This window comes from Saccharopolyspora sp. NPDC045941, from assembly GCF_056431445.1.
This window is the reverse complement of the sequence record NZ_JBWKKU010000097.1, coordinates 1-17,655: the sequence shown is the minus strand read 5'-3', so window position 1 is coordinate 17,655 and position 17,655 is coordinate 1. Positions and strand designations below refer to the sequence as shown.

The following is a 17,655-nucleotide window of genomic DNA, read 5'->3' as shown; positions in this document are numbered from 1 at the left end:
ACCCCCCCCCCCCCCCTCCCCCTCTCCCCCCCCCCCCCCCCCTCCCCCCCCCTTCCCCCCCCCTCCCCCCCCCCCCACCCTCCCCCCCCCCCACCCCCCCCCCCCCCCCCCCCGGCCCCGGTTCATCAGGCGATCAGCAGTCCCTCCGGGAGGGACGGAAGTGCCCACTTAGGATCGGGCGTGGCGTCGCAGTAGGTCCCGTCGAACGGGAACCGGCCCGCTTCGGCCAGCGCGATCATGTGCTCACCCTCCGACCGCAGCCGGTCCAGGTGCTGCTCGTCGAACCGGCCGGCGGCCAGCGCGTCGGCCAACTCGTGTTCGTCCTTCCAGGACCAGCACCCGTCGGGGAACACCTCGACGTCGAGCACGCCATCGACGCGCCGGACGCCGGTGGCGTCCCGGCCCAACGGCACTTCGAGGTTGACGTACCAGTTGCGGAAAGTGCCGTCCGGCTCGAAGAACCACCAGACCGACGCCCAGCGGTGCTCGTACACCAGGCGCAGCGTCGAAGTGCCGCGCCAGGTCGACCTGGCCGGCACCCGCGGTCCGTTGAAGCGCTCGGCCAACGGCATCTGGCGCGGCGAGCGGCCGTCGGGGGAGGTGGTGACCCGGATCGGCGTTCCGTCCAGGACCCAGCAGAGCAGGTGGGCACCGTCGTCCTCGACCACCCGTGCCGGGTGGACGGTGCCGAGGGAACCGTCCAGCCGCCAGAAGTTGTAGTGGACTTCGTCGCCGGGCACCCACTTGTGCGTTTCGGTGGTGGATTTCAGGGGAATGTTGGCAACACTCGTCTTGAGCATGACCCGCCTCATCTCCAGCGACGGGACACACCTCCCGTCGCCAAAGGACCGACAACAACGACAACAAGCGTCGCAAGCATCGCAGAAATCGGCATGCTCATAGCCAGTACGACCGAGAGCCCCATCCCCAGGCACGCCCCGCGCATCGGCCAGGCCTCGCCGTCCGTCAGCAGCAGCCGGGCACCGGCGTTCGCGAAGGCGTAGTGCACGAGCAGGCAACAGGCCGCGAACGCCATCGCCGGAATGGGCTCCACCAGCAGTGCAACCGCTGCAGCGGCCACACCGGCGACCAGGTCCAGCACGTAAGGCGTCCCGGCGCTGCCGGTGCGTCCCAAAAGGCTCGGCAGGTCTCGGTCGTGCACGAGGGCCAACGCCGTCCCGCGGAACGACTCCAGCGCGCCCAGCAGCACCGGCAGCAGCGCCACCGCCGCGCCGATGCCGACCAGCGGCGCGAGATCGGCGGCCGCGGCGGCGGTCAGCACCTCGCGGATCGGCATCGGCGACAGCGCCAGCCGCGACCAGCCCAGCTGGTGGACCAGCGCAGCGGTCACCGCCGACAGCACCACGACGAGCGCGACCAGCGAGATCACGAGGCCGCGCTTCATCGACGACCAGGCGAACCGGTCCTGCTCGGCGGCGGGCGCGGTCAACCGCTCGAAGCCGAGGAACGCGAAGAACAGCACCGCGGCGGCACCCGTGATGCCCACCGCGCTGTCGGACAGCGGGCGCCCGGCCGGGATCGGCGGCACGGGTTCGATCGCGAAGCAGGTGGCCACCACGAGCCCGAGCACGGCGACGGTCAGCACGAGCCAGATCCAGGCGGCGGCGCCCCGGATCCGCAGCCCCGCCGTCGCCGAGAGCACGACCAGCAGCAGCGCCGCCGCGGCGACCTGCGGCGCGGCCGAGGGCAGGAAGAAGTCGCCCAGCACCCGCGCGATCGCGGCCATCCCGGCGACCTGCCCGGCCAGGTACGCGCTGGCCCCGACCCGCGACGGCACCACGCCCACCCGGGCCCGCACGCACACGTAAGCCGCGCCTGGCACGCGGTAGGCCTCGGACTGGTACGCGGTCGACGATGCCGAACACACGACGGCCGCCAGCGCGATCAGCAGCCCGAACGGTAGCCACGGCCCGGCCGCGGCGGCCGCAGGCGCCGGTGCCACGAACACCCCGGCGCCGAGCATCCCGCCGAGCGCGAGCGGGACCGCACCGGCACCGGATGCGAGCCGGCCGGCCGATTCAACCTGTTGGGCCACGGGACCACCCTTACAGACGAACACCGATGCGTGCAGCCGCCTGTCGGCTGACGCGAGAGTAGTCACGACCGAGTGCCCGAGCGCCGACCGATGTCCTGGTCTGATTCCCGGTTGCCGAGCGTTCTAGAGTGCGAAGAGCTTTGCTGACACCGCAGCGTTGATGCGTTACCCGGAGGATGACCACGTGACGACCCCGAAACTCGCCCTCACCGACACGGCGGTGGCCAAGCTGACCGCGGACGCGCTCGTCGTCGGAACCGTCCAGGGCACCGACGGCCTGCGGCTCGCGCCCGGCACCGATCAGGTCGCCGCCGCGTACGACGGAGACCTGGCGAAGGTCCTCGTTTCGCTGGGCGCGACCGGCAAGGCGGACGAGGTCGTCAAGCTGCCCGCGGGCGGCAAGCTGCGCGCCGGCATCCTGGTCGCGGTCGGGCTGGGCAAGCCCGCGGCCAACGGCGGGGTTTCCGGCGAGGCGGTGCGCCGGGCGTCCGGTGCCGCGGCCCGCGCGCTCGGCGGCGTCGAGCATGCCGCCAGCACGCTGTCCGCTGTGGACCTCTCGGCCGCCGTGCAGGGCACGGTGATGGGCGCCTACGGCTACACCGAGTACAAGTCGCAGTCAGGCGACGCCCCGGTGTCCAAGGTGGACTTCCTGGTCGCCGACGCCAAGGCGGACGGGAACGCGCACGCGCTGAAGGGCGCCACCGCGATCGGCGAGGCCGTCAACACCGCCCGCGACTTCATCAACACCCCGCCCAACGACCTGTTCCCGGCGTCCTTCGCCGAGCGCGCCGCCGAGCTGGGGCGCTCCGCCGGTCTCGAGGTCGAGGTGCTCGACGACAACGCGCTGCGCAAGCAGGGCTTCGGCGGCATCGTCGGCGTCGGCGCAGGTTCCTCCCGCGCGCCGCGCCTGGTGCGGCTGCGGCACAAGGGCCCGAAGGCCGCCAAGAAGGTCGCGCTGATCGGCAAGGGCATCACCTTCGACACCGGCGGCATCTCGCTGAAGCCCGCCGCGAACATGGAGGAGATGACCTCGGACATGTCCGGGGCCGCCGCGGTGATCGCCACCATGCTGCTGGCCGCCCGGCTCAACTACCCGCTGGACATCACCGCGACCGTGCCGATGGCCGAGAACATGCCGTCGGGCACGGCGTACCGCCCGGGCGACGTGCTGACCATGTACGGCGGCAAGACCGTCGAGGTGCTCAACACCGACGCCGAGGGCCGGCTGATCCTGGTCGACGCCATCACTCGCGCCTGCGAGGACGAGCCGGACTACCTGATCGAGACGTCCACCCTGACCGGCGCGCAGGTGGTGGCGCTGGGCAAGCGCACGCCCGGCGTGATGGGCAGCGAGGACTTCCGGGACCGGGTGGCGCGGCTGTCGCAGGCCGTCGGCGAGGGCGGCTGGCCGATGCCGCTGCCGGAGGAGCTGCGCGGCGACCTGGATTCCAAGCTCGCCGACCTGGCGAACATCACCGGGCACCGCTGGGGCGGCATGCTCGCCGCGGGCATCTTCCTCGAGGAGTTCGTCGCCGACGGCGTGCAGTGGACGCACCTGGACATCGCGGGCCCGTCCTACAACACGAACTCGCCGTGGGGCTACACGCCCAAGGGCGGCACGGGCGTCCCGGTCCGCACCATCGCGGCGGTCCTCGCCGACATCGCCGACCGGGGCTGACCGGTCCCGACGGGGTCGTGGGTCCGCCGGATCCACGACCCCGTCACGGCCAGTAGTTCTACGCCGCCGAGGTGGCGTATTTGTGACGTGAAACTCAAAAGGATCACCACTGCCCCGCACCGCGGTGTCACGATGGGTCGATGACCGATACGAAACCGGCCGCGCCCAGCACGGCCCGGCACGGCTACCAGGTCGACGTGGTGTGGACGGGCAACACCGGACAGGGCACCAGCTCCTACCGCAGCTACGAACGCACCCACGAGGTGCGCGCGGCAGGCAAGGACGCCATCGACGCATCCGCGGATCCGGTCTTCCTCGGCGACGCGGACCGGTACAACCCGGAAGAACTGCTGGTCGCATCGCTGTCGCAGTGCCACATGCTCTGGTTCCTGCACCTGGCCGCGGACTGCGGCGTGGTGGTCACCGGCTACCACGACCAGGCGCGCGGGATCCTCGCCGAGAACCCCGACGGCTCCGGCCAGTTCGAAGAGGTGCGGCTCGCGCCCCAGGTCACGGTGGCCGACCGGGCGAGCGTGGACGTGGCGGAGGCGCTGCACGAGCGCGCGCACGAGCTCTGCTACATCGCGAAGTCGGTGACCTTCCCGGTCAACTGCACCCCGACCACCCGAATCGCGAACTGACGGTCGAAGCCGTTCCAGACTCGCCCCGCATCGCGGTGCGAGTTGCCGGAATGGGCTGAGCGGCTGCGCCGCTTCGAAGATCCGCTGCGAACGGCCCTAGCCGTCGGCCGCCTTGCGGTCGCGGTCGCGGAGGATGCGCTGGCGGGCCTGGTAGTCCCGCATCCGCTGCGGGTAGCCGACCTTGGCCACCTCGTAGAGCGGGATGCCGATCTTGCGGGTCAGCCGGTGCGCCGCCGCCGGGCCGTCCACCCGCCGCCGGGTCCACTCGCCGTCGTGCGCGATGAGCATCAGCGTCGTCTCGGTAACCGTCGTGCGCGGCTCCAGGTATCCCTCGACGCCGCGGCGCTGCGCCGCCCAGCCGATCAGGTGCTCGGTGTCCGCCGAGCTCGCGCCGCGCATCCTGCCGGAACGCCTCCCGCGGAACCGGTCGAACAGGCCCACCGGACTCGCCTCCCGTCGCTGGGGATGTGAAACAGCAGACGCTTCCGATGATGCCACCGCCCACATGGGGCGTGTGTGAAAACCGTTCACTCCCGGTTGATCGGCGCCGACCTCGCAGTTGTGATCCGCGGCAGTGCAGCACAGATCACCCGGCCCACGTCGCGTACGCCCGTCGTGTGGTGACAAGATGGCTCTCAGGCGCCCGTGAACGTCCTGTTCCGGCGGCGCCATCAGCTAGTCAACGATGCCTGTCGAGGAGTGCGAAGTGACCGACACGTCCGCCGATCTGGTCATTCTCGGCGGCGGTTCGGGCGGCTACGCCTGCGCCTTCCGCGCGGCCGAGCTAGGCCTGTCCGTCGTCCTTATCGAAAAGGACAAGCTCGGTGGGACGTGCCTGCACCGCGGCTGCATCCCGACCAAGGCACTGCTGCACGCAGCCGAGGTAGCCGACTCCGCCCGCGACGCCGACCAGTTCGGCGTCCGCGCCGCCCTCGAGGGCATCGACATCGACGGCGTCAACAAGTACAAGGACGGCGTCGTCGCCGGCCTGTACAAGGGCCTGCAGGGCCTGGCCAAGGCCCACAAGGTGACCCTGGTCGAGGGCGCCGGGACGCTGGTCGACGCGAAGACCGTCGAGGTCAACGGCACCCGGTACACCGGCAAGAACGTGGTCCTGGCCACCGGCTCCTACTCCAAGACGCTGCCGGGCCTGGAACTGGGCGGCAGGGTCATCGCCAGCGAGCAGGCCCTGAACCTCGACTTCATCCCGGAGAAGGTCGTCGTGCTCGGCGGCGGCGTGATCGGCGTCGAGTTCGCCAGCGTGTGGCGCTCCTTCGGCGCCGACGTGACCATCGTCGAAGCCCTCCCGCACCTGGTGCCCAACGAGGACGAATTCGTCTCCAAGCGCCTGGAGCGCGCCTTCCGCAAGCGCGGCATCAAGTTCAAGACCGGCGTGAAGTTCACCGGCGCGACCCCGACCGCCGCCGGCGTCTCGGTGAGCCTGGAGAACGGCGAGACCTACGACGCCGACCTGCTGCTCGTCGCGGTCGGCCGCGGCCCGAACACCGCCGGGCACGGTTTCGACGCCGCCGGCGTGCACATGGAGCGCGGCTTCGTCCGCACCGACGAGCGACTGCGCACCAACCTGCCGGGCGTCTACGCCGTCGGCGACATCGTGCCCGGCCTGCAGCTGGCGCACCGCGGTTTCCAGCAGGGCATCTTCATCGCCGAGGACATCGCGGGGCTCGACCCGCAGCCGATCGACGAGGCCGGCATCCCGCGGGTGACCTACTGCCACCCCGAGGTCGCCTCGGTGGGTCTGACGGAGGCCGCGGCGAAGGAGCAGTACGGCTCGGTCGAGACGTTCACCTACGACCTGGCCGGCAACGGCAAGAGCCAGATCCTCAAGACCCAGGGCGCGGTCAAGCTGGTCCGCGCCACGGACGGCCCGGTGGTCGGCCTGCACCTGGTCGGCGACCGCGTCGGTGAGCTCATCGGCGAGGCGCAGCTGATCTACAACTGGGAAGCACTGCCGGAGGACGTCGCTCCCCTGGTGCACGCCCACCCCACCCAGACCGAAGCCCTGGGCGAGGCGCACCTCGCCCTGGCCGGCAAGCCGCTGCACGTGCACGGCTGACGTCGGCTCCGCAGTCAGCCAGCACCCCGCCACACCACGAGGAGTCAGCAACAGATGGCCTTCTCCGTTCAGATGCCGGCACTCGGCGAGAGCGTCACCGAGGGAACGATCACCCGGTGGCTCAAGCAGGAGGGCGAGACCGTCGAGGTCGACGAGCCCCTCCTGGAAGTCTCCACCGACAAGGTCGACACCGAGATCCCGTCGCCCGCCGCCGGCGTGCTCCAGCGCATCGTCGCCCAGGAAGACGACACCGTCGAGATCGGCGCCGAGCTCGCCGTGATCGCCGACAGCGGCGAAGCAGCGGCGCCCGCTCCGGCCGCCCCGGCCGAACCCGCAGCCCCGGCACCCGCCGCGGAGCAGCCCGCCCCGCCGCAGCCGGAGGCCCCGGCTCCCGCTGCCGCCCCGGCTCCGACCGGTGGCGCGACGGGCACGGACGTCAACATGCCGGCGCTCGGCGAGAGCGTCACCGAAGGCACCGTGACCCGGTGGCTCAAGCAGGTCGGCGACACCGTCGAGGTCGACGAGCCGCTGCTGGAGGTCTCCACCGACAAGGTCGACACCGAGATCCCGTCGCCGGTGGCCGGCACGCTGCTGGAGGTCGCCGCCGATGAGGACGACACCGTCGAGGTCGGTGCCAAGCTCGCCGTGATCGGCGCCGCCGGCGCGGCTCCGGCCCCGGCTGCACCGCCCGCTCCGCCGGCTCCGGCTCCGGCTGCTGCCGCTCCGCCGGCTCCGGCTGCTGCCGCTCCGGCTCCCGCCGCTCCCCCGGCCCCGCCGGCTCCCCCGGCTCCCGCTCCGGCTGCGCCGCCCGCGCCTCCGGCCCCGGCCGCTCCGGCCGAGCCGGCGTCGGCCGCCGGTGCGCCGTACGTGACGCCGCTGGTCCGGAAGCTGGCCAACGAGCACGGCATCGACCTGTCCGCGATCAAGGGCAGCGGTGTCGGCGGCCGGATCCGCAAGCAGGACGTGCAGGCCGCGATCGACGCCAAGCAGGCCCCGGCGCCCGCCGCCGCGGCTGCCCCGGCCGCCGTTGCACCGGCCGCTCCGGCACCGGTCGCGGAGCCGTCGGCGGAGGCCAAGGCGCTGCGCGGCACGACGCAGAAGATGTCCCGCCTGCGCCAGCTGCTGGCCCGCCGGATGGTCGAGTCGCTGCAGACCGCGGCGCAGCTGACCACGGTGATCGAGGTCGACGTGACCCGCATCGCCCGGCTGCGGGACCGCGCCAAGGCGAACTTCGAGGCCGCCGAGGGCGTCAAGCTGTCGTTCCTGCCGTTCTTCGGCAAGGCCGCGGCCGAGGCGCTGAAGCTGCACCCGAAGCTGAACGCCTCGATCGACGACGAGAACAAGCAGGTCACCTACCACGGTGCCGAGCACCTGTCGATCGCGGTGGACACCGAGCGCGGCCTGGTCTCGCCGGTGATCCACGACGCCGGGGACCTCAACCTCGGTGGGCTGGCCCGCAAGATCGCCGACCTGGCGGCGCGGACCCGGAACAACAAGATCAAGCCGGACGAGCTCTCCGGCGGCACCTTCACCATCACCAACACCGGTAGCCGCGGCGCGTTGTTCGACACGCCGATCCTGAACCCGCCGCAGGTGGGCATGCTCGGCACCGGCGCGGTGGTGAAGCGCCCGGTGGTGGTCGCCGACGAGAACGGTGGCGACACCATCGCGATCCGCTCGATGGTCTACCTGGCGCTGACCTACGACCACCGGCTGGTCGACGGCGCGGACGCCGCCCGCTTCCTCGCCACGCTCAAGCAGCGTCTGGAAGAAGGCGCCTTCGAGGCCGACCTGGGCCTCTAAAAGCTGTTTCGAAGGCGGTTTGGACACCTGAGAACCCGCGGCGGTGCGGGCTGAGTCCCACACCGCAAGCGGCTACCGCCGCTTATGAAGCAGAGCCTATGATCCGGCGATAGCGGCAAGGGCCGCTCACCTCCACGGTGGGCGGCCCTTTCGCTTCGATCCCGGCGGAATCGCTCGCACCGCGCCCGCCGGTGCGGGACGATTCCTGGCATGCGCGTGGTTGTCGCCGGTTCATCCGGGTTGATCGGCACGTCCCTGGTAGCCGCGTTGCGGCAGGCCGGGCACGAAGTGGTCCGGCTGGTTCGCCGGCTCCCGACCGCCCCCGACGAGCGGGGCTGGGATCCGGAGGGCGGCCAGCTCGACGCGGACGCGCTGGACCGCGCCGACGCGGTCGTGAACCTCTGCGGTGCGGGCATCGGCGAAAGGCGCTGGAGCCCGGAGCGCAAGCGGCAGCTGGTGCACACCCGGGTGCGGCCGACCGAAGTGCTCGCCGAGGCCGTCGCCGAGCGGGGCGTCCCGGTGCTGGCGAACGGGTCCGCGGTCGGGTTCTACGGCGACAGCGGTTCGAAGCCGGTGACCGAGGCGTCCGAGCCGGGCTCCGACTTCCTCGCCCGCCTGTGCCAGCGCTGGGAGGCGGCGACCAAGCCGGCCACGGACGCCGGCGTGCGGGTGGTGCGACTGCGCTCCGGCCTGGTGCTCGCCCCTTCCGGCGGGCTGCTCGGCCAGCTCCGGCCGCTGTTCTCGATGCTGCTCGGCGGCCGCCTCGGCGACGGCACCCAGTACATGTCGTGGATCTCGCTGGACGACGAGGTCAGCGCCATCCGGTTCGCGCTGGAGCGGCCCGAGGTGTCCGGCCCGGTCAACCTCACCGGCCCCGCGCCGGTCACCAACGCGGAGTTCACCCGCGCGCTGGGCGAGGCGCTGGGCCGGCCGGCGCCGTGGATCGTGCCGGGCTTCGCGCTCCGGATCGCCCTCGGCGAGCTCGCCGACCAGGCGCTGACCGGGCAGCGCGCGTTGCCGACGGTGCTGGAGTCGGAGGGTTTCGCGTTCCAGCACCCGTCGGTCGGGGCGGCGCTGGCGGCGGCCGTCTCGTCGTGAGCCTTCGAGCGTCGCCGCTGGACCCGGGGCGTAGCCTGGCCGCGTGAGTCGTGCCAACACTTCGTGCCGCGCATCCGCCGATCCGATGGCCGTGCGCAACCTGGGAACCATCGATTACCTCTCCGCCTGGGACCTGCAGCGCGAGCTGGTCAACGGCCGCGCCGAGGGGCTGAACCCGGACACCCTGCTGCTGCTGGAGCACCCGTCGGTCTACACCGCGGGCAAGCGCACCTCGCCGGAGGACCGCCCGACGGACGGGACGCCGGTCATCGACGTCGACCGCGGCGGCAAGATCACCTGGCACGGCCCGGGGCAGATCGTCGGCTACCCGATCGTGCAGCTGGCGGACCCGATCGACGTGGTCGACTACGTCCGCCGCCTGGAGCAGGCGCTGATCTGGGTGTGCGACCAGTTCGGGCTGGAGGCGGGCCGGGTCGAGGGCCGCAGCGGTGTCTGGTTCCCGGCCGACGACGGCCGCCAGGAGCGCAAGATCGCGGCGATCGGCATCCGGGTGCAGCGCGGCATCACGATGCACGGGCTGGAACTGAACTGCAACGCCGACCTGACCAGCTTCGACCGGATCGTGCCGTGCGGCATCGCCGACGCGGGCACCACCTCGCTGAGCACGGAGCTCGGCCGGACGGTCGAGGTGACCGAGGCGATGCCACTGGTCGAGAAGGGCGTGCGGGACGCGCTGGACGGCACGCTGCCGGTCAGCGAGCGCAACATCCCGCGCGAGCAGCCGACCGCGGCCGGGGTGACGCTCTCGCTGGACCCGAGCCTGCGCTGATCGGGGTCGACCGACGAACGGGAATCCACTCCTCTAGAATTCCGTAATTACGGACTACTAGAGGAGTGGATGTCATGCCGCTGTCCCGCCGCCGCCTGCTCGCCGCCACCGGGGCCGCCGTGCCGCTGCTGCTCGCCGCACCCTCGGCCGTCGCGCAACCGGCCGCCCCGCCCGACCTGGCGACGCCCGAGGGCTGGCTGACCTGGATCAGCGCGAACCGCGACGGGTTCGGCCTCGTGGTCGACGACGGGCACGGCAACCGGCTGCTGCACCGCGCGGACGCCGCGCAGCCGCTCGCCTCGGCCGTCAAGGTCGTGCACCTGGCCGCCTACTCCGCCGCCGTCGCCGAAGGCAGGCTGGACCCGGAGGAGCAGATCCGCCTCGGCGACTGGGAACGCTTCTACGTGCCGACCGACGGCAACGCGCACGCGACCACGCTCAAGCACCTCGGCATCCCCACCGATCCGACCGGCCTGCACGCGGCGGACCCCGATCACCGGGTCAGGCTCGACGACATGGCCTCGGCCATGATCATGTTCAGCGACAGCGCGGTCCCCGACTTCCTGCGCAACCGGCTCGGCGACGCCGCGCTGCGCAAGGCCGCGGCGGCCGGCGGATGGGCGCGGCCGGACATCCGGTCCATGTGCGCGGAGTACCTGTTCCTGCTGCCCGAGTTCGCGCCACCGGCGCAGCTGCCCACCCCGGCCCGGCGAATCTTCGGCTACGCCTTGGAACAGCGCTACAGCAACGACGCCGACCTGCGCAAACGCGTGCTGGACCGGCTGATGCGCAACGGCCTGCCGCCGTACGAGCAGCAGCTCAGGTGGGGGTCGAAGACGATGTCGTCGACCGCGAGTCAGCTGGCCTCGCTGCACCGCGCCATCGCCACCGGCGGCGTCCCGGCCGAGGCCGCCCGCACCCACCTGGAACGCCCGCTCAGCGGCCACCTGCCGCCGGGCGTGCTCGGGATCGGCATGAAGGGCGGCAGCTTGCCCGGAGTCCTGACCTGCGGGATGTCGGTGCGCCGTCAGGACGGCACGGTCGCGTGGGGCGCCCTGCTCGCGCACGGCGACATCACGCTGGAACAAGTCGGCACCGGCGATCCGGGCCTGCCGCTGCTGCTCGCGATGCAGCAGCCGGAGTGGCGGGACCGGCTTGCACGGGCGCTGGCCGGCTGAGGCAAGCTCGTCCGGTGACATCGGAGGACTTGCACCAGCGGATCGCCGCGCTGGAAGAGCGCGTCGCCGCCCTCGAAGGAGGGCGGCGGGCCGACGAGGTCGAGCCCAGCGGCGGCGTCGTCCAGTACCAGGGCAGCCTGGCCGAACCGGTCGAGCTGGAGTGGCGCATCCACGTCGACCCGGCCTGGGTGCTCGGCATGGATGACGGCCCGCGCACGGACGTGCTGGCCGCGCTCGGCCACCCGGCCCGGGCCGCGATCGTGCGCCTGCTGGCCCAGCAGGGCGCCCAGCCCGCCGCCGCCCTGCAGGAAGCGGCGGGCCTGGGCTCCACCGGGCAGCTCTACCACCACCTGAAGAGCCTGACCGCGTGCGGCCTGGTGGAGCAGGACAAACGCGGCACCTACCGGCTGCGCGCCCAGGCGACGATCCCGGCCCTGATCCTGCTCACCGCGGCATCCGACATCGCGGGCCAACTCGCGCGCTGACCCGAAGGGCGCCTCCGCCTGGCCGCGCCGCGCGTAGGCACCCACTACTCGCCATCCGCCCCGCCCCGGCCCGATCCGCTCCGGGCTCCGATCCGATCTGGGGTCCGCAATTTCAATGGAAATCGAAGGTCCGATTTCCATTGAGCGTTTTTCATCCTGGTCGGCCCGCAGCAGCGGATCGCAAAGCTGCACGTCGATGAGGTGTCGCACGCGCCGCAGGCGCATAGCCCACCTACGACACTGGCACCGCCGCGGGTTCACGGTGCCCACCCCTCCGGGGTTCCCTCGCCGAGGACGGCCCTGACGCCGTGTATTGGGCATACACAAGTCAGGGCACCCACAGACCAGGGAGCCTCTGAGGTTCCGCCACCCGCACCGCCACGCAGAACGAGGTTGGAAAAACCTCAATTGAAATTGCGGAAGAACCCACCCGTGGGGGTGGGCCCGGTCCGGAGGTCAGAGCCGGGTGGCGACCTCGGCGGCGACCACGTCGAGGTGGTCCAGGTCGGCGAGGTCGAGGACCTGGAGGTAGAGGCGGGTGATGCCGGTTCGCTCCCGCCAGGCCCCGATCTTGTCGACGACCTCGTCGGGCGTCCCGGCCAGGCCGTTGAGGCGCAGCTCCTCGGGCTCCCGGCCGATGACGTCGGCCCGGCGCGAGACCTCCGCGTCGTTCTTGCCGACGCACAGCACCAGCGCCGCGGACCGCACGATCTCCTCCTGCGGCCTGCCGATCGCGGCGCACGCCGCTGCCACCCGCTCGAACTGCTCCGCCGCCGCGTCCAGGCCGACGAACGGCAGGTTGAACTCGTCGGCGAACCGGGCGGCCAGTTCCGGCGTCCGCTTCTTGCCCTGCCCGCCGATCAGCAGCGGCGGCCGCGGCTGCTGCACCGGCTTGGGCAGCCCCGGCGACTCCTCGATCCGGTAGTACCGGCCGTCGTAGTTGAAGTGCTCGCCGGCCGGGGTGCCCCACAGCCCGGTGATGATCTCCAGCTGCTCGGCGTAGCGGTCGAACCGCTCCTTCAGCGGCGGGAACGGGATGCCGTAGGCGGTGTGCTCCTCCTCGTACCAGCCGGTGCCGAGGCCGAATTCGATGCGCCCGCCGGACATCTGGTCGACCTGCGCGACCGAGATCGCCAACGGCCCGGGCAGCCGGAAGGTGCCGGCCGTCATCAGCGTGCCGAGCCGCACCCGGCTGGTCTCGCGGGCCAGCCCGGCCAACGTCACCCAGGCGTCGGTCGGGCCGGGCTCACCGGACACCGCCCCCATCTTCAGGTAGTGGTCGGAGCGGAAGAACGCGTCGTAGCCGGTGTCTTCCGCGTGCTTGGCCACGCGCAGCAAGTCGTCGTAGGTCGCGCCCTGCTGGGGCTCGGTGAAGATCCGCAACTTGAAGTGTTCGCTCACGGTCCCCGAGGCTAGTAGCGGGGTTCTGCCCGCGCCGACCGCCGCCCGATCACGTGTTCCGCAGCCCGTCGAGGACCCGCTCGACGCACTCGCCGATGTCGGCTCGGGCCTGCTTGGGCGACATCGACCCGGCGATCGCGGTGGCGCCCGCCGACAGCGAGCCGAACACCACGCGGGCCAGGGCCTCGACCGGCAGCGGGACGATGTCCCCCGACTCGACCAGCGTTCCGACCACGCCCCGGACGACGCCGAAGGTGTAGGCCTCCTCCGCCGCCCGCCACCGCTCCCAGCCCATCACCGCGGGCCCGTCCTGCACGACGATGCGCTGGTAGGACGGCTCCAGGCAGACCTCCAGGAAGGCCCGCAGCCCGGACCGGGTGGCCTCCCAGGGACTGCCGGTGGAGATGACCTCGGCGAGGCGGGCCACCACGCTCGTCTCCACCGCGTCGAAGGCCGCCTCGAACAGCGCCTGCTTCCCGCCGAAGTGGTGGTAGAGCGCGCCCTTGGTGACCCGGGCTCGTTTGGCGATCTCGTCCAGCGAGGCACCCGCGTAGCCGTGCTCGGTGAACAGCTCGACGGCGGAGTCCACCAGCGCCTGCCTGGTGCTTTCCGAGTACTCCACGCGCCGTGGTCGAGCTGTCGCCATGCTCACAACCCTATGACATACCGGCGGTACGGACTCGTGGTACCGTCGGTACACCAACATACTCTCGGTATGCCGCACACCTGGGGTATCACCCCGGGCCCGATCCCGGAGAGCGAAGATGAGTTGGAACGACTTCCGCCGGCGGCAACAGGCGATCCAGACGGTGCTCGACGACGCGAGCCGAAACCCGTCCGAGGCCCTCACCCAGGTGCCCGCGCCCTTCCTCGACGCCACCGATGCGCTGCGCGCCCTGCAGTACAAGTGGACCCAGCAGCTGACCGGCCGCATCGGCGTCGCGCTCGCCGAAACCGGTGACGCCCCGCACGCCGACCGGGTCCAGGCCGTCACCGCCGCGTGGCGGCGCACCGCGGAGGCCAATCCGGTGCTCCGCGACCTCCTGGACCGGCACGAATCGGATCCGGTGCTGCGCGGCGACATGGCCCGCGAGCACCGGCTGCTCGCCATCGCCGCCGGGCTCGCCGAGCACACCGAACCGGCCGATGACGTGGCCCGCGTCGGCCGCGCGTTCCTGCAGCTGGTGCGCATCACCCCGGAGCCGTCCCCGCAGTGCATCGGCGGCCGGCTCCGGAAGCTGATCCCCAGCTTCTGACCGCCCCGGAGCCGGTCACCGGGAGCTCCTGCAACCGGTCCACGACGTCGTCGCCCGGGAACCGGTCGGCGCGCGCCCGGAACCGGAGGAAGAGCTCGTAGAGGAACCGCTCCTCCGGCACCAGCAGGTCCTGCAACCGCCCGCTCCCGGCGAAGGCCAGCAGCAGGTTCGGGCGGCCGGACAACTCCGGTTCCGGCCACACCGCCGCGTACGCCTCGTTGCCCGCCAGGACGTCGAACCGGTGGTTCAGCACGAGCGCCGGCGTCAGCGGCCAGCTGTCCAGCATCGGCCGCAGCCGCTCGACCACCCCGTCATCGCCGGCGTCGTCGGACACGAAACCGCCCAGCGCCAACAGGTGCCGCCGCTCGTCGAGCCCCATCCGCAGGGTCCGGCGAGGGCCTGCAGCACCTCGCGCGAAGTCCGCACCCTCCCCTGCTCCAGCCACGTGTACCAGGCCAGGCCGACCCCGGAGGCCGCCGCGACCTCCTCGCGACGCAGCCCCGGCGTCCGCCGCCGCCCGGTCGCGGGGAGCCCGAAATCGGCCGGATCGAGCCGCTCCCGGCTCGCGCGCAAGAACGCGCCGAGCTCCCGGCGCCGGGGGTCCGCTGCGGTGCTCACGTCGCCAGCCTATGACCTGGGATCACCGCATGAACCGGCTCCTGGATGAGATCCCGGCAGCCGGACAGGCTGGGGCGCGTCCACCCGGAACCGAAAGGAACAGCCCGTGCCCCAACAACTCTGGCGCCGCGACCCCGACTCCTCGAACCTGCCGGCGCCCCGGACGTTCGTGCGGGTGTTCGTCACCGCGGAACAGCTCGAACCGACCACGGCCTGGTACGAGCGGCTGCTCGGCGTCGAACGCGACATGGTCATGCCGTACCCGGAGAAGGACCTCGCGCTCACCGCGGTCGGCGGTTTCCTGATCATCGCGGGCACCGACGAGTCGCTGGCCCCCTTCCGCCGGACCGTCGGCACCCTGCTGGTCCCCGACATCGACCCGTACGAGGAGCGGTTCCGGGAAGACGGGCTGGAATTCGTCCAGCAGCGGTTCCGCGCCCCGATCGGCGAGGGCTTCACGGTCCGCCACCCGGACGGCGCGGTGATCGAGTACGTCCACCACCGGCCCGCCGCCCACGAGCTCAGCTGACCGGCTGCGGCACCCGTCGCACCAGGCTGGGCAGCGGCAACCGGACCGCGTGCCCGGCGGTCAGCGCCCGCCGGGCACGCACCGACGCGATCATGCCCCGCACCTGGGCCTGCGGCTCGACCGAGTCCTGCCGCACGAGCTCCACCGGCCACGCCAGCACGTGGCAGAGCTTGAGCAGGAACACCACCGGCAGCACCGCGATCTCCGCGAGCAGCTCCAGCGTCGCGCCGGTGAACAGCACCGCGAACCAGAGCACGAACGGGATGGCGATGATCGCCGAGATCGGGTCGTCGCCGAGACCGCTGGGCAGGCTGTCCATCGCGTCCTCGAACGAAAGCCTGCGGCGCCACAGGAACCAGCGGCGGCGTCCGTAGGGGCTGAGCTGGCGGGAAACCAGCCGCCACCGCCGCGCGCTGATCTCCACCGGCTGGAGCTCGGCCTGCTCGGCCGCCAGCAGGGCGCGCGCGTCGTCCAGCCCCGGACTGGTGCCCAGATGCTCGCGCAAGGACCGGCGCAGCCGGCGAGCCGTGGCCAGGCTGCCCACCCGGATCACGCCCGCGCGGCAACCCCGGCTGCTGACTTCCAGCCGCCACCCCGTCCCGGCGACCCGCACGATCAACGCGAACGGCAGCAGCACCAGGACGAGCAGCAGCTCCAGCCAGCAGCCCAGCAGCACGGGCACGAGCAGCAGGAGCCAGGCCAGCCGGAGCGCCACCGAGATCGGTCCTTCGCTCAGCCGCGGCCAGCGATCCCCGGCGAGGTGCAGCCGCACGACGCGGGACCACGGCGCCCATCTGAGGCGAACTGCCCAAGAGGTTGTCGACACGACTGTGCAGTATGACGCGCGAGATCACGCGAAACCGAAGCGCCTGGTAGTGACCCCTCCCACCTTCTCGAACCGGTTGTGTCAGGGGCGTAGCCTGTCGTCGTGACTGTCGCGCCGGAGGGCCGGAAGCTGCTGCGGCTGGAAGCCCGCAACAGCCAGACGCCGATCGAGAAGAAGCCGTCGTGGATCAAGACCCGCGCACGGATGGGCCCCGAGTACCAGGAGCTGAAGGGCCTCGTCCGCCGCGAGGGCCTGCACACCGTCTGCGAGGAAGCAGGGTGCCCCAACATCTTCGAGTGTTGGGAGGACCGCGAGGCGACGTTCCTCATCGGCGGGGACCAGTGCACCCGCCGATGCGACTTCTGCCAGATCGACACCGGCAAGCCGGCCGAGCTGGACGTCGAGGAGCCGCGCCGGGTGGCGGAGTCGGTGCAGGCGATGGGCCTGCGCTACTCGACGGTCACCGGTGTCGCCCGCGACGACCTGCCCGACGGCGGTGCCTGGCTGTACGCCGAGACGGTCCGGCAGATCCACGCGATGAACCCGGGCACCGGCGTCGAGCTGCTGATCCCGGACTTCAACGCCGACCCGGACCAGCTGGCCGAGGTGTTCGGTTCCCGCCCGGAGGTGCTCGCACACAACCTGGAGACGGTGCCGAGCGTGTTCCGGCGGATCCGGCCGGGCTTCCGCTACGAGCGGTCGCTGAAGGTGATCACCATGGCCCGCGACGCCGGCCTGGTGACCAAGTCGAACCTGATCCTCGGCATGGGCGAGACGCCGGAAGAGGTGCGCCCGGCGCTGCAGGACCTGCACGACGCGGGTTGCGACATCATCACCATCACCCAGTACCTGCGCCCCAGCCCGCGGCACCACCCGGTGGACCGCTGGGTCAAGCCGGAGGAGTTCGTCGAGCACACCAAGGCCGCCGAGGAGATCGGCTTCCCCGGTGTCATGGCGGGCCCGCTGGTGCGGTCCAGCTACCGCGCCGGCCGCCTGTACGCCAAGGCCACGGTGCACCGCGGCATGCCGCTGCCGGAGAACCTGTCCCACCTGGCCAAGGTCGGCACCGCGGCCCAGGAGGCCACCAGCCTCCTCAACCGCTGACGCTTTCCGCGTGAAGGGCACCGCCGCCTGAACTGGTCCCCGGAAGTTGGACTGAGAAATTCAGTTCTGGCTTCCGGGGAGCAGGTGTATGGCTGGGCCGAGTTCGTTGACCGCG

The 17,655-nt window shown here is 71.9% G+C and carries 19 protein-coding genes; 11 read left to right on the top strand and 8 right to left on the bottom strand.

All coding sequences use genetic code 11. From position 1 onward, the window contains the following. Positions 1–125: 125 nt before the first annotated feature. Together AC07FN_RS42515 and AC07FN_RS42510 are read right to left on the bottom strand one after the other, a co-directional pair. A complete protein-coding gene (locus AC07FN_RS42515; RefSeq protein WP_478400794.1) occupies positions 126–800 on the bottom strand; it encodes a ribonuclease FAU-1 family protein in 675 nt (224 codons plus the stop codon). A gap of 8 nt (positions 801–808) precedes the next feature. Continuing rightward, a complete protein-coding gene (locus tag AC07FN_RS42510; protein WP_478400793.1) occupies positions 809–2,056 on the bottom strand; it encodes an APC family permease in 1,248 nt (415 codons plus the stop codon). Positions 2,057–2,240: 184 nt separating this feature from the next. Here AC07FN_RS42510 and AC07FN_RS42505 point away from each other — a divergent pair, with 184 nt between their 5' ends. Next, the gene (locus AC07FN_RS42505; RefSeq protein ID WP_478400792.1) at positions 2,241–3,734 is read left to right on the top strand and encodes a leucyl aminopeptidase; all 1,494 of its coding nucleotides are present in this window, start codon (positions 2,241–2,243) and stop codon (positions 3,732–3,734) included. A 140-nt stretch (positions 3,735–3,874) separates the two neighbouring features. Continuing rightward, positions 3,875–4,375, top strand: coding sequence for an OsmC family protein (locus tag AC07FN_RS42500; RefSeq protein WP_093277666.1), 501 nt, complete (start codon positions 3,875–3,877; stop codon positions 4,373–4,375). A gap of 96 nt (positions 4,376–4,471) precedes the next feature. Here the strand turns inward: AC07FN_RS42500 and AC07FN_RS42495 are convergent, their stop codons facing one another. After that, positions 4,472–4,816 carry an oxidoreductase gene (locus AC07FN_RS42495; RefSeq protein WP_132482709.1) on the bottom strand — a complete coding sequence of 115 codons (345 nt, stop codon included), beginning with the start codon at positions 4,814–4,816 and terminating at the stop codon, positions 4,472–4,474. Between the two features lie 265 nt (positions 4,817–5,081). On the opposite strand from AC07FN_RS42495, the gene lpdA reads away from it, so the two are divergent. The 6 genes from lpdA (at position 5,082) to AC07FN_RS42465 (ending at position 11,806) form a co-directional block, all read left to right on the top strand. Then, complete coding sequence (gene lpdA, locus AC07FN_RS42490) at positions 5,082–6,452, top strand: dihydrolipoyl dehydrogenase (protein ID WP_478400791.1); 1,371 nt, start codon at positions 5,082–5,084, stop codon at positions 6,450–6,452. Positions 6,453–6,506: 54 nt separating this feature from the next. Beyond that, positions 6,507–8,255, top strand: coding sequence for a 2-oxoglutarate dehydrogenase, E2 component, dihydrolipoamide succinyltransferase (gene sucB / locus AC07FN_RS42485; protein ID WP_478400790.1), 1,749 nt, complete (start codon positions 6,507–6,509; stop codon positions 8,253–8,255). A gap of 210 nt (positions 8,256–8,465) precedes the next feature. Then, positions 8,466–9,353, top strand: a complete 888-nt coding sequence (locus AC07FN_RS42480; RefSeq protein ID WP_478400789.1) for a TIGR01777 family oxidoreductase — start codon at positions 8,466–8,468, stop codon at positions 9,351–9,353. 43 nt (positions 9,354–9,396) lie between these two features. After that, a complete protein-coding gene (gene lipB, locus AC07FN_RS42475; RefSeq protein ID WP_478400788.1) occupies positions 9,397–10,143 on the top strand; it encodes a lipoyl(octanoyl) transferase LipB in 747 nt (248 codons plus the stop codon). Between the two features lie 74 nt (positions 10,144–10,217). Continuing rightward, positions 10,218–11,321: a serine hydrolase gene (locus tag AC07FN_RS42470; protein WP_478400787.1), complete on the top strand. Its 1,104-nt coding sequence runs from the start codon at positions 10,218–10,220 to the stop codon at positions 11,319–11,321. Between the two features lie 14 nt (positions 11,322–11,335). Continuing rightward, positions 11,336–11,806 (top strand): helix-turn-helix domain-containing protein, encoded by a 471-nt coding sequence (locus tag AC07FN_RS42465; protein ID WP_478400786.1) that lies wholly within the window; start codon positions 11,336–11,338, stop codon positions 11,804–11,806. A 456-nt stretch (positions 11,807–12,262) separates the two neighbouring features. On the opposite strand, the gene AC07FN_RS42460 is transcribed toward AC07FN_RS42465, so the two are convergent. Continuing rightward, entirely contained in the window at positions 12,263–13,207 is a 945-nt protein-coding gene (locus AC07FN_RS42460; RefSeq protein ID WP_478400785.1) for an LLM class F420-dependent oxidoreductase, read from the bottom strand. A gap of 49 nt (positions 13,208–13,256) precedes the next feature. Further along, entirely contained in the window at positions 13,257–13,853 is a 597-nt protein-coding gene (locus AC07FN_RS42455) for a TetR/AcrR family transcriptional regulator (RefSeq protein ID WP_478400784.1), read from the bottom strand. A 118-nt stretch (positions 13,854–13,971) separates the two neighbouring features. On the opposite strand from AC07FN_RS42455, the gene AC07FN_RS42450 reads away from it, so the two are divergent. Then, entirely contained in the window at positions 13,972–14,463 is a 492-nt protein-coding gene (locus AC07FN_RS42450; RefSeq protein WP_478400783.1) for a hypothetical protein, read from the top strand. On the opposite strand, the gene AC07FN_RS42445 is transcribed toward AC07FN_RS42450, so the two are convergent. Together AC07FN_RS42445 and AC07FN_RS42440 are read right to left on the bottom strand one after the other, a co-directional pair. Beyond that, positions 14,399–14,749: an MmyB family transcriptional regulator gene (locus tag AC07FN_RS42445; protein WP_478400804.1), complete on the bottom strand. Its 351-nt coding sequence runs from the start codon at positions 14,747–14,749 to the stop codon at positions 14,399–14,401. The genes AC07FN_RS42450 and AC07FN_RS42445 overlap by 65 nt on opposite strands. Further along, positions 14,728–15,081, bottom strand: coding sequence for a helix-turn-helix domain-containing protein (locus tag AC07FN_RS42440; protein WP_478400782.1), 354 nt, complete (start codon positions 15,079–15,081; stop codon positions 14,728–14,730). Before AC07FN_RS42440 ends, AC07FN_RS42445 begins: the two co-directional genes overlap by 22 nt. A gap of 106 nt (positions 15,082–15,187) precedes the next feature. On the opposite strand from AC07FN_RS42440, the gene AC07FN_RS42435 reads away from it, so the two are divergent. Then, the gene (locus tag AC07FN_RS42435; protein ID WP_478400781.1) at positions 15,188–15,610 is read left to right on the top strand and encodes a VOC family protein; all 423 of its coding nucleotides are present in this window, start codon (positions 15,188–15,190) and stop codon (positions 15,608–15,610) included. Here the strand turns inward: AC07FN_RS42435 and AC07FN_RS42430 are convergent. After that, on the bottom strand, positions 15,603–16,436 hold the full coding sequence (locus AC07FN_RS42430; RefSeq protein WP_478400780.1) for a hypothetical protein: 834 nt from the start codon (positions 16,434–16,436) through the stop codon (positions 15,603–15,605). The two genes, AC07FN_RS42435 and AC07FN_RS42430, sit on opposite strands and share 8 nt — an antisense overlap. A 102-nt stretch (positions 16,437–16,538) precedes the next feature. Here AC07FN_RS42430 and lipA point away from each other — a divergent pair, with 102 nt between their 5' ends. Further along, on the top strand, positions 16,539–17,540 hold the full coding sequence (lipA, locus tag AC07FN_RS42425) for a lipoyl synthase (RefSeq protein ID WP_478400779.1): 1,002 nt from the start codon (positions 16,539–16,541) through the stop codon (positions 17,538–17,540). The last annotated feature ends 115 nt before the right edge of the window (positions 17,541–17,655 follow it).

Excerpts from the sequence above, each read along its gene's own strand:
- AC07FN_RS42515 (WP_478400794.1), bottom strand. The coding sequence starts at position 800 with ATGCTCAAGACGAGTGTTGCCAACATTCCCCTGAAATCCACCACCGAA.
- AC07FN_RS42500 (WP_093277666.1), top strand. The coding sequence starts at position 3,875 with ATGACCGATACGAAACCGGCCGCGCCCAGCACGGCCCGGCACGGCTAC.
- sucB (WP_478400790.1), top strand. The coding sequence starts at position 6,507 with ATGGCCTTCTCCGTTCAGATGCCGGCACTCGGCGAGAGCGTCACCGAG.
- AC07FN_RS42480 (WP_478400789.1), top strand. The coding sequence starts at position 8,466 with ATGCGCGTGGTTGTCGCCGGTTCATCCGGGTTGATCGGCACGTCCCTG.
- AC07FN_RS42470 (WP_478400787.1), top strand. The coding sequence starts at position 10,218 with ATGCCGCTGTCCCGCCGCCGCCTGCTCGCCGCCACCGGGGCCGCCGTG.
- AC07FN_RS42455 (WP_478400784.1), bottom strand. The coding sequence starts at position 13,853 with ATGGCGACAGCTCGACCACGGCGCGTGGAGTACTCGGAAAGCACCAGG.
- AC07FN_RS42450 (WP_478400783.1), top strand. The coding sequence starts at position 13,972 with ATGAGTTGGAACGACTTCCGCCGGCGGCAACAGGCGATCCAGACGGTG.
- AC07FN_RS42445 (WP_478400804.1), bottom strand. The coding sequence starts at position 14,749 with ATGCTGGACAGCTGGCCGCTGACGCCGGCGCTCGTGCTGAACCACCGG.